The organism is Sphingobium sp. B2D3C (assembly GCF_025961835.1).
In the GTDB taxonomy this organism is placed as follows: domain Bacteria; phylum Pseudomonadota; class Alphaproteobacteria; order Sphingomonadales; family Sphingomonadaceae; genus Sphingobium.
The window spans coordinates 3,055,824-3,068,449 of the sequence record NZ_JAOQOK010000001.1; the positions used below are offsets into that span (position 1 = coordinate 3,055,824).

Annotated in this window: 15 protein-coding genes; 3 read left to right on the forward strand and 12 right to left on the reverse strand. The window is 62.9% G+C overall.

Annotated features, from left to right (window positions below; translation table 11 throughout):
- Nucleotides 1–57: 57 nt before the first annotated feature.
- The 12 genes from acs to M2339_RS14225 form a co-directional block, all read right to left on the reverse strand.
- Complete coding sequence (acs, locus tag M2339_RS14170; protein ID WP_264606441.1) at nucleotides 58–2,001, reverse strand: acetate--CoA ligase; 1,944 nt, start codon at nucleotides 1,999–2,001, stop codon at nucleotides 58–60.
- Between the two features lie 106 nt (nucleotides 2,002–2,107).
- Nucleotides 2,108–2,629 (reverse strand): MmcB family DNA repair protein, encoded by a 522-nt coding sequence (locus M2339_RS14175; protein ID WP_264588148.1) that lies wholly within the window; start codon nucleotides 2,627–2,629, stop codon nucleotides 2,108–2,110.
- Between the two features lie 105 nt (nucleotides 2,630–2,734).
- A complete protein-coding gene (locus M2339_RS14180; protein ID WP_264588147.1) occupies nucleotides 2,735–3,355 on the reverse strand; it encodes a cell wall hydrolase in 621 nt (206 codons plus the stop codon).
- 174 nt (nucleotides 3,356–3,529) lie between these two features.
- Nucleotides 3,530–3,871: a DUF1491 family protein gene (locus tag M2339_RS14185; protein ID WP_264577027.1), complete on the reverse strand. Its 342-nt coding sequence runs from the start codon at nucleotides 3,869–3,871 to the stop codon at nucleotides 3,530–3,532.
- The gene (locus M2339_RS14190) at nucleotides 3,868–4,353 is read right to left on the reverse strand and encodes a PaaI family thioesterase (protein ID WP_264588146.1); all 486 of its coding nucleotides are present in this window, start codon (nucleotides 4,351–4,353) and stop codon (nucleotides 3,868–3,870) included. Before M2339_RS14190 ends, M2339_RS14185 begins: the two co-directional genes overlap by 4 nt.
- The gene (locus tag M2339_RS14195; RefSeq protein ID WP_181561068.1) at nucleotides 4,340–4,807 is read right to left on the reverse strand and encodes a PTS sugar transporter subunit IIA; all 468 of its coding nucleotides are present in this window, start codon (nucleotides 4,805–4,807) and stop codon (nucleotides 4,340–4,342) included. Before M2339_RS14195 ends, M2339_RS14190 begins: the two co-directional genes overlap by 14 nt.
- Nucleotides 4,808–4,988: 181 nt before the next feature.
- A complete protein-coding gene (gene hpf, locus M2339_RS14200; protein WP_181561069.1) occupies nucleotides 4,989–5,576 on the reverse strand; it encodes a ribosome hibernation-promoting factor, HPF/YfiA family in 588 nt (195 codons plus the stop codon).
- Nucleotides 5,577–5,643: 67 nt separating this feature from the next.
- Nucleotides 5,644–6,345 carry a DNA polymerase III subunit epsilon gene (gene dnaQ / locus M2339_RS14205; protein WP_264588145.1) on the reverse strand — a complete coding sequence of 234 codons (702 nt, stop codon included), beginning with the start codon at nucleotides 6,343–6,345 and terminating at the stop codon, nucleotides 5,644–5,646.
- A gap of 27 nt (nucleotides 6,346–6,372) precedes the next feature.
- On the reverse strand, nucleotides 6,373–6,978 hold the full coding sequence (coaE, locus tag M2339_RS14210) for a dephospho-CoA kinase (RefSeq protein ID WP_264588144.1): 606 nt from the start codon (nucleotides 6,976–6,978) through the stop codon (nucleotides 6,373–6,375).
- 22 nt (nucleotides 6,979–7,000) lie between these two features.
- Nucleotides 7,001–7,825: a shikimate dehydrogenase family protein gene (locus M2339_RS14215; RefSeq protein ID WP_264588143.1), complete on the reverse strand. Its 825-nt coding sequence runs from the start codon at nucleotides 7,823–7,825 to the stop codon at nucleotides 7,001–7,003.
- Nucleotides 7,822–8,427, reverse strand: a complete 606-nt coding sequence (locus tag M2339_RS14220) for a Maf family protein (RefSeq protein WP_264588142.1) — start codon at nucleotides 8,425–8,427, stop codon at nucleotides 7,822–7,824. The genes M2339_RS14215 and M2339_RS14220 overlap by 4 nt, the downstream gene beginning before the upstream one ends.
- On the reverse strand, nucleotides 8,424–9,266 hold the full coding sequence (locus tag M2339_RS14225) for a pyruvate, water dikinase regulatory protein (RefSeq protein ID WP_181561073.1): 843 nt from the start codon (nucleotides 9,264–9,266) through the stop codon (nucleotides 8,424–8,426). Before M2339_RS14225 ends, M2339_RS14220 begins: the two co-directional genes overlap by 4 nt.
- Before the next feature lie 292 nt (nucleotides 9,267–9,558).
- Here M2339_RS14225 and hemE point away from each other — a divergent pair, with 292 nt between their 5' ends.
- The 3 genes from hemE to rho all read left to right on the forward strand — a co-directional run bounded on the left by hemE (nucleotide 9,559) and on the right by rho (nucleotide 12,619).
- Nucleotides 9,559–10,605, forward strand: a complete 1,047-nt coding sequence (gene hemE / locus M2339_RS14230; RefSeq protein ID WP_413714856.1) for a uroporphyrinogen decarboxylase — start codon at nucleotides 9,559–9,561, stop codon at nucleotides 10,603–10,605.
- A 140-nt stretch (nucleotides 10,606–10,745) separates the two neighbouring features.
- Nucleotides 10,746–11,186 (forward strand): CopD family protein, encoded by a 441-nt coding sequence (locus M2339_RS14235; RefSeq protein ID WP_264572334.1) that lies wholly within the window; start codon nucleotides 10,746–10,748, stop codon nucleotides 11,184–11,186.
- A 176-nt stretch (nucleotides 11,187–11,362) separates the two neighbouring features.
- On the forward strand, nucleotides 11,363–12,619 hold the full coding sequence (rho, locus tag M2339_RS14240; protein WP_181561074.1) for a transcription termination factor Rho: 1,257 nt from the start codon (nucleotides 11,363–11,365) through the stop codon (nucleotides 12,617–12,619).
- The last annotated feature ends 7 nt before the right edge of the window (nucleotides 12,620–12,626 follow it).

Sequence of the window (12,626 nt, forward strand, 5' to 3'; positions counted from 1 at the left end):
GACTCCTGGAGTGAAGGATCTTGCCTAATATTCCATTAATCCACGCCGCTCGGTGCCTTAGCGCGCCGGTCGCTGCCGGTTGGCGACGAGGTGATCCACCACGGCGGGGTCTGCCAGCGTGGAGGTATCACCAAGCTGATCCACCGCGTCCTCGGCAATCTTGCGGAGAATCCGGCGCATGATCTTGCCCGAGCGGGTCTTGGGCAGGGCAGGGGCGAACTGGATCGCATCGGGCGTGGCGATGGGGCCGATCTCGTGACGCACCCATTGCACCAGCGCCTTGCGCAGGTCGTCATCGCCCTCGATGCCGACATTCAGCGTGACATAGGCGTAGATGCCCTGTCCCTTGATGTCATGCGGCATGCCTACCACGGCGGCCTCGGCCACCTTGGCGTGCGCAACCAGTGCCGATTCGATCTCAGCCGTGCCCATGCGGTGGCCGGAGACGTTGATGACGTCATCGACCCGGCCGGTGATCCAGTAATAACCATCCTCATCGCGCCGGCAGCCATCGCCGGTGAAATATTTGCCGGGATAGGTGCTGAAATAGGTCTGGAAGAAGCGCTCATGATCGCCCCAGACGGTGCGCATCTGGCCCGGCCAACTCTCGGCGATCACCAGATTGCCCTCGCAGGCGCCTTCCATGACATTGCCCTCTGTATCGACGATCTGCGGCACCACGCCGAAGAAGGGCTTGGTCGCACTGCCGGGTTTGAGATCGATCGCACCGGGGAGGGGGGTGATCATATGGCCGCCTGTTTCGGTCTGCCACCATGTGTCCATGATCGGGCAGCGCCCATCGCCCACGACGCGGTGATACCAGTCCCACGCCTCGGGGTTGATCGGCTCCCCGACTGAACCGAGGATGCGCAGGCTCTTGCGGCTGGTCTTCTGCACCCAGGCATCGCCCTCGCGCATCAGGGCGCGGATCGCGGTCGGCGCGGCATAGAAGGTGCTCACGTTGAACTGATCGACCACCTGCCAGAATCGGCTGAAATCGGGATAATGCGGCACGCCCTCAAACATCACCGTCGTCGCGCCGTTGGCGAGCGGGCCGTAGACGATATAGCTGTGGCCAGTGACCCAGCCAATATCGGCGGCGCACCAATAGATATCGCCGGGGCGGTAATCGAACACATAATGATGCGTCATCGCCGCCCAGAGCAGATAGCCTGCGCTGGTGTGCAGCACGCCCTTGGGCTTGCCGGTGGAGCCTGAGGTGTAGAGGATGAACAGCGGATCCTCGGCGCCGATTTCCTCGGCCGGGCAATGGTCCGAGACGCTGTCGCGCAGCACGTCATACCAATGATCGCGGCCGTCTGTCATCGCAACGGCATTGCCGGTCCGGCGCACCACGATCACTGATTCCACGCAGGTGCAGTCGTCCAGCGCTTCATCCACATTGGCCTTGAGCGGGATGGTCTTGCCCCCGCGCACGCCCTCGTCGGCCGTGATCACCACCGAGGAATCGCAATCGGTGATGCGCCCGGCCAGACTGTCGGGCGAGAAGCCACCGAACACCACCGAGTGGATGGCGCCGATGCGGGCACAGGCGAGCATCGCCATCGCCGCTTCCGGGATCATCGGCATGTAGATGGTGACCCGGTCGCCCTTGCGGACGCCCTGCGCCTTCAGCACATTTGCAAAGCGGCAGACTTCCCCGTGCAATTCGCGATAGGTGATCGTGCGGCTCTCATCGGGATTGTCACCAGCCCAGAGGATCGCCGGGACATCGCCGCGCTCCGCCAGATGCCGGTCGAGGCAATTGGCCGCGATGTTGAGCGTGCCGTCCGCAAACCATTTGATGCCAAAATCGGCTTCATGGAAGCTGGCGTCCTTGACCTGGGTGAAGTCCTTGATCCAGTCGAGCCGCGCCGCCTCCTTGCGCCAGAAGCTGTCCGGCTCTGCAATCGATTGCGTATAAAGGCGTGAATAATCGTCACCGGTCACATAGGCGCGCTCGCGCCAATTCGCAGGCACAGGGTAGAGGGGCTGGCTCACGCACTTCTCCAAAGACTGTTATGCGCCAACCTTAGCCGTTTTGCCGGCCATGCCAAGTCCATCGCGGATGGCACGGAACGCCGATCCAAGAAGCAGGCGCCCAGTCTCAGGCGTCGTTGCTCCATAGCAACTGGCCGTCCGGATCGGTGATCTGGGTCAGCCGGCGCGCTGCCCGCCGCGCAAGCCGCTGCACTTCGACCTTGCGCCGCGCGGGCGCCAGAGGCTCGCTGGGCGCGGGGCGGAGGATTTCGGCATCATATTGGTCGGCGACGATAAGGCCCGTGCGCTCTGGCCACAGCGCCTCGGACTCGAACAGCGTCAAATCAAAGCCGGCAGGCACGGCCCAGAAGTAGCGATCGCAATAATCGAAATAGTCCGGCCATTTGCCGTCCCCGAGCAGGTCGGCACGGCTGCATTTGATTTCGACGGCAATGATCTGGCCGCGGGCATCCACGGCCATGATGTCCAGCCGCCGACCATTGGGGAGCGGCACTTCGGAAATGCCGAAAATATCGTGGCGCGCAAAGAGACGCAGCACTCCGCGCGTGACGGCCAGCGCCGTTCCATCGGTCAATGCAGGATCGCAGGCGATCACAGGTTCAGGCGCAGGTTCAGGATGTGAGGCCATGAGGCGGGATTAGAACACAATAAGAACAACTGCAAGACAGTCTCAAACGAGACGGGCCGGCCCAGCGCTCTGCTGACCCGGCCCGGCTTGTGATGATTGGTTGGTTCAGCGGTAGAAGATGTGACCGCCAATGCGCGTGAGGCGATCATGCTTCCAGTTCGGCGAGACGCGCGCGGAATGGAAGAACAGGGCGCCTTCCACCGGATTGTCCCAGCTTCCGTCCAGCGCGATCTGGGCGATGGCGCGCGCGGTGCGCCACTGACCGGCATGGGTGGGCGTGGGCAGCTGGCCCTGACGAACGAAACTGAACTGACCCGGCTGCGTGACGACGCCGCACAGGCTGGTGGGGAAACGCCCGGACCGCGCCCGCTCGAGCACGACATTGGCGACGGCGAGCTGGCCGGTCAGGCTCTCGCTGCGCGCTTCATAATAAATGGTGGTGGCGAGACATTTCGCGTCAGCGTCGGAAATCTCTTCGACATTAGCCTGCTGGACCAGTTCGGCCAGCGAATCGACAGAGTCGGCAGAAGCGGCTTCGTTCGGAGCCGTCTCGGCATCGGGTTCAACCGTTGCGGGACTCGTCAGGCTTGCAGCGACGACGGCGGGAACCTCGAGCATGGTCGAGAAACCTTGGCGGGCTGTCCCCTCAGGAGCAGCAGCCAGAGCGATTGTGGACGAGAGAAGTCCAACGGTCGCCACGATGGCGACCACGACACGATTGGGCATTCATTCTCAGTACTGTGCGGTGGGTCGGAGATCGGAATGCAGGTCGCATCTATCGTGCAACGCTCAGCGCTCCGGTCCGCCCCCCGTCTGCGTGTTTGCGATGACCTGTCCCCATGACGGCCACACGCAACCTGCGCGAGTTGATGGGGCCTTTGGCCGCTCAACCGGGAACTGTCAACTCGTGCACAGTATCTCGGCGGCGAGCCGTTCCCCGTCTGCGACATCCAGTTCCACGAACCAGATATCGGGGTCCACCCGGGTTCTTCTATCTATATATTGTGATATTTCAGAGTCTTGGGTTAAATCCCGAGGCCCGCAGGGGGTGAGCGAAAGAGTCCCGTCAAGGGACGTAACACGCTCAAAAAGCCCGATTGTCCGGCCGCGATCCACCGCCTGCACGACGATGGTTCCGCTCAACGGCTCCCCTTTGTGAAGCACGGTGCCATGCCCCCCCTGCGCCTGGACACGGCGCAACAGAACCCCGATGAGGATCTGGCTCGTCAGGCGCGCGGTCACCGGTCTCCTGCTTCCGGGCGCACATAACCCGGCAGGCCGACCAGCGGAATGGTGGAGCGCATGAACGTGCCGGTACCGCGACCGACTTCCTCACCCTCGGCATCGACAAGGCGCGCCTCGGCGACAAAAACGCGCCGCTTGCCGCTCAGCCATTTCCCTTCCGCTACGATCGGCCCAGCCTTAAGCGGGCGGGTGAACAGCAGGTTGAATGCGGTGGTGAGGAGGAAGCGATCCGTGACGAGGCTGTTGGCGGCATAAAAAGCCGCATCGTCCAGCATCTTGAAATACAGCGTGCCATGGGTAGCGCCGGCGGCATGGAAATAGTCCGGCGTCACGTCGATGACGATGCGCGCCTCGCCGGGGGCCGAGATATCCAGCCTTGAGGGGAATAATCCGTTGATCGGCGCCGAGGCATAGAGCCGTTCGAGCGCCCGGAAATGCGCGGCCTCGCCGGATGGCGGCGTGCCGTCAGGCTGCGTCACGCGACTCGCCGCCGGCGAGCAGGGCGTAGAGCGCGGCGTCCGAGCCGACGCCACGAATGCGCGCAAGATGGCGCTCGTTGCGCAGCAGGCGCGAGACGCGGGCCAGGGTCTTGAGATGCTCGGCGCCGCTATCCTGCGGAGAGAGCAGCATGAATACGACATCCACGGGCACATCGTCGATTGCATCGAAGGGGATCGGCTCGGCGAGGAGGACCACCGCGCCATGGACGCTCTCAAGGCCTTCCAGCTTGGCGTGGGGAATCGCGATTCCGCCACCAAAGCCCGTCGAGCCAAGGCGCTCCCGCTCGGTGATGCGCTCGACAACCTCGGCGGCATCGAGCCCATAGGCATCGGCCGCCAACTGACCCAGCTTCAGGAAAAGCTGTTTCTTGTTAGGAAGGGCCACCGCGGACGAAACAGCGTTCGCCGCGAGCAAGTCGCTGAAATTATCCATGTTCAACCCGTGTCCTGCGGCCGACCTGGGGATTTCTGCGCCGGGGTGAAGTCCACCCATCATGGCCGCCTGGAGAAAACTTGGCCGGCTGATAGGCGCAAAGGCCATTCGGGTCAACCGGTTGCCGGGGACGGAGTCAGGGGAGGGAGGGCTGCGCATCGCGCGCAGCCCTCGAGCGCATTCAGGCGCGGGGCGGCTCCACCCAGCCGATGGTCCCGTCAGTGCGACGATAGACCATGTTGAAGGTGGCCGTGCTGCTGTTGAGGAACATGAGCGCATTGGTATTGCGCAGATCGAGCATCATCACCGCATCGGATACGCTGGCGCGCGGAATATCCACGCGCATCTCCGCGATCACCACCGGTGCATCGACGTCCACTTCCTCTTCCGCTTCGCTGGACTGGAAGACGACATAATTGGCATCGTCGATGCCGGGCGCATCGCGTTGGGCTTCGGCGGCGAGCGCCTGGCTGTGGCGATCTTTCAGCCGCCGCATGTAGCGGCGCAGCTGCTTTTCGATGCGTTCCGCGGCCTGATCGAAGCAGACATGGGCATCATGGGCCTCGCCCGCGCCCTTGAGGATCAGCCCTGCCATCACATGGCAGACGATGTCGCAGCGAAAGGCGCCATGAGGCGCGTTGCTGAACGTCACGCTGGAGGAGATGGTGCGCGAGAAATACTTGTCGGCGATCGCCTGCATCCGCTCGGCAACATGCGCCTGAAGCGCCTCGCCGGTGTCGACCTGATGACCCGATACGCGGATTTCCATCTGATTTCTCCTTCTTGTTGGACCTGATGGTCTGTGAACGTGGCGCGCCGCCTAGTGAGGATAATCCTCAGACCGGGCGATCGAGCCACAAAGGGTGATCGATCTTTTCCAGAAACGCGGCATGGCGCGCCAGTTCCTGCGGGCTCGGCGAAAACAGACGGGCCGGGCGGAACGGGCGGGTAGCCGGAATGGCCATGGATTGTGTGGTCGTTACGGTGACGGTGATCTGTTCTTCCGCCATCAAGGTGAGGCCGATCTGACGCCCGCCGGTCAGTTCGATATAGAGCTGTGCGAGCAATTCCGCGTCCAGCAACGCGCCATGCTTGATGCGGTGGCTGCGGTCGATCCCGTAGCGGCTGCACAGGGCATCGAGGCTGTGCTTGGCGCCGGGGTGAAGGGTCCGCGCAATCGTCAGGCTGTCGATCATCCGCCCCATGTCGACGGTGGGATGGCCGCACCGCTCCAGCTCGGCATTGAGAAAGCCGAAATCGAACCGCGCATTGTGCGCGACCAGCATTGAATCGTCGAGAAACTCGAGCAACTCTGCGGCCTTGCTGCCGAACAAAGGCTTGTCGGAGAGAAAGCGCGCGGACAGCCCGTGAACCGCCTCGGCCGAGGCGGGCATATCGCGCTGGGGATTGAAATAGGCGTGGTAGGTTTCGCCGGTCGGGATGCGATTGATCAGCTCGACACAGCCGATTTCGACAAGACGGTCACCGCTGAGCGGATCGAAGCCGGTGGTTTCAGTATCGAAGACGATTTCACGCATCGTGGCATTTCACTCGTTGGGGAGGCATTATCGGACCAGCGCCGTGCGAAGGCAAGCAACGAGACGAAAAATCCGCGCTCTCATCCGCCATTTGGGCTGTGCTGTATCCAGCACCAGGTCAGCGCGGCATCGCTTGAGGTGATCGGGAAGCTGACTGGCCTTGATGGCTTCAAACCGCTTTGCGGTCATGCCGGGCCGGCGAAGCACGCGCCTCCGCTGGAGAGACGGCGCGGCGGAAACGACGACGACCATGTCCATGTGCCGCTCGCCCCGCGTTTCGAACAGCAGCGGGATATCGAGAACGACCATCGGCCGGCTGCAATGACGGCGCAGAAACGCTGCGCGCGCCCCGGCAACGGCGGGATGCACAATCCGCTCCAAGGCCCGCAGTTCCTCTGGCTGGCCGATCACCCGGGCACCAAGCATCCGGCGATCGACGCCAGCAGCGCTGGTCGTGCCGGGAAAGCGCGCTTCAATCGCGCCAAGCAAGGCGCCGCCCGGCCCTTGCAATTGATGGACTGCGGCATCGGCATCGAACACCGGCACGCCCGCTGCGCGAAACATGGCGGCTGCGGTCGATTTGCCCATGCCGATCGATCCGGTCAGCCCGATGCGGAATGGACGATGTCTCACGCGCAGACCCGACAAGCGGCGGTCAGGCAGGCACAAGCAGGCGTTCGCGCAACTGCGCATCCAGCTCGCGCGGCGGCTGGGCATCGAAGAAGATGTCAAAGGCAAGCGCGGCCTGGCCGATCAGCATCTCCAGCCCGTCAATGCACATGAGGTCGCGCTTGCGCGCTTGCGCCAGCAGCGGTGTTTCCAGCGGGGCATAGACGATGTCGTAGACCATTGCCTTATCCGGCAACTTTGACAGATCGGGCGTCCATGCCGGCTGCCCGACCATGCCAAGCGAGGTGGAATTGGCCAGCAGATGAGCTGCCGGCAGTGCCGCATCGAAGCCCTGCACCCGGCCGGCCAGACCCAGCCGGTCCAGCAAAGCCTGCCCCTTGGCGGCATCACGCGCGACGATCGTCAGGTCGGTCACACCCACGGACCGCAAGGCGAACCCGATTGCCTGCGCCGCACCGCCGGTGCCGGCGAGAATCGCGCTGGTGCCGCTCCAGCCCCGTGCCAGCAGCGGTTGGAGAAAGCCGCCGGCGTCGGTGTTGGTGCCGATCAGCGGCCCGCCGGTTTCGCAGGCCACCGTGTTGATGGCGCCGATGCGATCACGCACCCCGCCGGGATCATCGACATAATCCAGAGCCGCGATCTTGTGCGGAATGGTGATATTGCAGCCCAGCCAGTCCGGATCGGCCCGGCGCCTGAGGAAATAGCCGGCCAGGTCCTCCGGCGCGACGCGGGTCTTGCGATACTCCGCATCGATACCGAGCTCTTCCAGCCAGAAATTGTGGATGACCGGCGACTTGCTGTGCGCGATGGGGTCGCCGATCACTTCGGCATATGGTTTTCCCTGACTCATGCCGGCAAGATAGAGCGCACGCGCAAATAGTCGAGCAAAGGAAGCAGGGGCAGGCCCTGCACGGCAAAGAGGCTGCCGGAAATGCGCGAGAAAAGCTGCGCGCCCGGCCCCTCGATCCGATAGCAGCCGACGCACCAGCGGCACTGCTCCCAGTCGAGGTCCAGATAATGGTCGATGAAAGCCGCGCTGAGCGGGCGCATCTGGAGCGTGACGCTCTCGATCTGGCGCCATTGCGCCTGCCCGGCCTGCGCGATCACCGCCGCGCTATGGAGCTTGTGCGACCGGCCACTCATCCGCGCGAGCAGATCGGCCGCGGCTTCCCGTGTCTCCACCTTGTCGATCAGGCTGCCGTCATCCAGCTCCAGCGTCTGGTCGCAGCCCAGCACGAACGCGTCCGGATGTCGCATCGACGGGCGACGGCATTTCCATTCCGCCAGCGCGTCGGCCAGATCGCGGGCGTTCAGGCCCTCAGCGACCAGACTGGCCTTGATCGCATCCTCGTCGACGCCGGCTGGAACCGTCTCAAAGGGCACGGCAGCGTCTGCGAGCAAACGCCGGCGACTTTCGCTCTGCGAGGCGAGCAGCAGAGGCGGTGTGCTCATACCGGCCCAAGCCCCGGCAAGCCGCTGCTGCTTTTCAGCCGTTCCTGATAGAGATTGACGATGGCTGCGGCCGTTTCCTCAATGGAGCGTCGGGTGACATCGATGACCGGCCAACCCTGATCGGCAAACATGCGGCGGGCATGGGCCACCTCACCATTCACACGCTCCAGATCTACATAGGCGGTTTCCGGGGCCTGATTGAGTGACAGCAGCCGATTGCGCCGCACCTGCACCAGCCGCTCGGCGCCCGCGGTCAGGCCGACGACCATCGGATGCCGCAATTTGAACAGGCTCGGCGGGGGCGGGGATTCCAGCACCAGCGGGATGTTGGCCGTCTTGTAGCCGCGATTGGCGAGATAAATGCTCGTCGGCGTCTTCGACGTGCGGGACACGCCGGCGAGGACGATATCCGCCTCCTCCCAATTCTCCCAGCCGACGCCGTCATCATGGGCGATGGTGAACTGGATGGCGTCGATCCGCGCAAAATAGGCTTCGTCCAGCACATGTTTGCGACCGGGACGATTGCGCATTTCCTGGCCCAACAAATTGGACATGGCGTCCGTCACTGGATCGAGCGGCGCGACATAGGGAATGCCGATAGCCCGACAGCCATTTTCAAGCCGGCGACGCAGGGTCGGATTGGCCAGCGTGAACAGCACCATGCCGGGATTGCGCGCCACTTCCTCCAAGATGCGCTCCAGATGCTGTTCGGAACGCACCATCGGCCAGAAATGGCGGATCGTCTCGACATTCTCGAACTGGGCGAGCGCCGCCTTTCCGATATGCTCGAGCGTTTCGCCGGTGGAATCCGAAAGCAGATGCAGGTTCAGGCGGTCCATATCCACCGTTCATGTGGAACATTGCGGGATAACACAAGGGACAGAACTGTGGATAACCGCCCCTCCTCATTTCATGCGCACTCACCCTGTCGGAACCCGATCATCTATCCACAGGCCCACAGGCTTGCCCACAGGCTGTGAATCATGGGGATGAGCCTGATGACTCGTCGCGCCTTCATGGATCCGTTCAGGTCAAGCTGTTGGCAAAAGGGTGATGAGCGAATAATGCCCGTTGTCCACTCCCCAACAGAATCCAACAACCTTCTCTTTTATATAAATAGGATATTGGTCTGTGCATGACTCGTCCGTGATCGATCCCGGTGTGACGGCACCGCTGCTGAGCGTCCTGCGCGGCGCTGTCCCGGCGCGTCCGCCCCTCTGGCTGATGCGTCAGGCCGGGCGATATCTGCCGGAATATCGGGCTTTGCGCGCCGAGAAGGGCGGTTTCCTCGATCTTTGCTATGACAGCGAGTCCGCGGCCGAAGTCACCTTGCAGCCCATTCGCCGCTTCGGGTTCGATGGCGCGATCCTGTTTTCCGATATTCTGGTGGTCCCCCATGCTCTGGGTCAGGATCTCTGGTTTGAGGCCGGGGAAGGACCGCGCCTTGCCCCGCCGCTGGTCGAGGGCGAGCTGACAAGTCTCGTACCGGCACCGCAGCGGCTGGCGCCTATCATTGACACGGTCAGGCGCGTGAGGGCCGCGCTGGCCCCGCAGACGACGTTTCTGGGCTTTGCGGGCAGTCCCTGGACGGTGGCGACCTATATGGTCGCCGGGCAGGGCAGCAAGGATCACGCGGCCGCCCGTCGCATGGCCTATCAGCAGCCGGCGAAGTTCGGCGCCATCATCGATGCCGTTATCGAAACGACGGTCGATTATCTCTCCGACCAGATCGCGGCCGGCGTGGATGCCGTGCAGCTTTTCGATAGCTGGGCCGGTTCGCTCAGCCCGGCACAGTTCCGCCAATGGGTGATCGCGCCCAACGCGCGTATCGTCAAAGCCTTGAAGCTGCGCCATCCCGATACGCCGATCATCGGCTTTCCAAAGGGGGCAGGGGCCAAACTCGTCGACTATGCGCAGGAAACCGGCGTCGATGCGCTGGGTCTCGATGAGACGCTCGATCCGGCCTGGGCGGCGCGTGAATTGCCCGCCCATCTGCCGCTGCAAGGCAATCTCGATCCATTGTCGCTGATCGCGGGCGGCGAGACGCTGGATCGGGCAGTGGACGCCATTCTCGAGGCTCTGTCCGGCCGGCCACACATCTTCAACCTGGGCCATGGCATCTTGCCAGACACGCCGATTGCCCATGTCGAGCAACTGGTGGCGCGCGTTCGCGGGTGATCGGCGGCTCTTGGAAAACGCAAACCTGCGCCTCGCACCCCGTTCCAATTCCTCGTCGGCTGGCCTAGAAGGCTTGGTGATCGCGCGCGGTTGTTGAAGCACGACGAAGAGGTTCAGTCTCCATGTCCATCCTGCCCGGCATCGGCTTTCTCGGCGCTGCTTATCCGTGGGTTCTTGCCGCACATGTGATCTTCGTCATCTTCCTGATGGCCAGCCTGTTCATGATCCCGCGCTACTTCATCTACCATCATCAGACCGAGCCCGGCTCGGCCGAGGATCAGGCGTGGATCGAGCGTGAGACGCGGATGAAGCGCATCATCATGAACCCCTCAATCGTGCTGGTCTGGGTGCTCGGCCTGCTGCTGGCCTTTCAGACCGGGGCCTGGAGCGAGGGCTGGTTCCACGCCAAGCTGCTGCTGGTGATCGTCCTCTCGGGCTTTCACGGCTGGATCGTGGGCTATTCCAAGAAGCTCGCGCGAGGCTTGCGCCCCTGGCCGGAAAAGCGCCTGCGCATGATCAACGAGGTGCCGGCGCTGCTCGTGACCCTGATCGTCATTCTGGTGATCGTCCGCCCGTTCTGAACGGACCGTTGCGAGCGGTGAGACGGCCATCGCTCTGCGCTTGACTTGGAATCGGCCAGTGCGTAATTCGGGGCGTTCCCTTTACAGGCGCTGACCTATGCGCCTGATTGCCCTCTCCAGGCATTCCGGCACAGTCATATTTCCTTTATTTTCACTCCCGCCGTCGGACCCAATCCATGCATCTTAAAGATTTGAAGCGCAAAGCCCCGGCCGAGCTGGTCGCCATGGCCGAGGAACTCGGCGTTGAAGGTGCCTCGACGCTGCGCAAGCAGGACCTCATGTTCGCCATCCTCAAGGAGCAGGCGGAAAATGGCGAGCAGATCATGGGTCTGGGTACCATCGAGGTGCTGGCCGATGGCTTCGGCTTCCTGCGCAGCCCTGAGGCGAACTATCTGGCCGGCCCGGACGACATCTACGTCTCGCCCAATCAGGTCCGCAAATTCGGCCTGCGCACCGGTGACACGGTGGAAGGCGAGATCCGCGCACCCAAAGATGGCGAGCGCTATTTCGCGCTGACCAAGCTCGTCTCGGTCAATTTCGACGATCCCGATGTGGTCCGTCACCGCGTCAATTTCGACAATCTGACGCCGCTTTATCCCGACGAGAAGCTGCGGCTCGACACGCTTGATCCTACGATCAAGGACAAGTCAGCCCGCGTCATCGACATCATCGCGCCGCAGGGCAAGGGCCAGCGCGCGCTCATCGTGGCGCCGCCGCGGACCGGCAAGACCGTGCTGCTGCAGAACATCGCCAAGGCGATCACCGACAATCATCCCGAGGTCTTCCTGCTGGTGCTGCTTATCGACGAGCGGCCGGAGGAAGTCACGGACATGCAGCGCAGCGTGAAGGGCGAGGTGGTTTCCTCCACTTTCGACGAGCCCGCGACGCGCCACGTCCAGGTCGCCGAAATGGTGATCGAAAAGGCCAAGCGCCTTGTCGAGCACAAGAAGGATGTCGTCATCCTGCTCGATTCCATCACGCGCTTGGGCCGCGCCTACAACACCGTCGTTCCCAGCTCCGGCAAGGTGCTGACCGGCGGTGTCGATGCCAACGCCCTGCAGCGCCCGAAGCGCTTTTTCGGCGCAGCGCGGAACATCGAGGAGGGTGGCTCGTTGTCGATCATCGCCACGGCACTCATCGATACGGGTAGCCGCATGGACGAAGTGATCTTCGAGGAGTTCAAGGGCACCGGTAACTCGGAAATCGTCCTGGATCGCAAGGTCTCGGACAAGCGCATCTTCCCGGCGCTGGATGTCGGCAAATCCGGCACCCGTAAGGAAGAGCTGCTGGTCGAGAAGGACAAGCTCTCAAAGATGTGGGTGCTGCGTCGTATTCTCATGCAGATGGGCACGATCGACGCGATGGAATTCCTGCTCGACAAGATGAAGGATTCCAAGACCAACGAAGACTTCTTCGCCACGATGAACCAGTAACGCATTT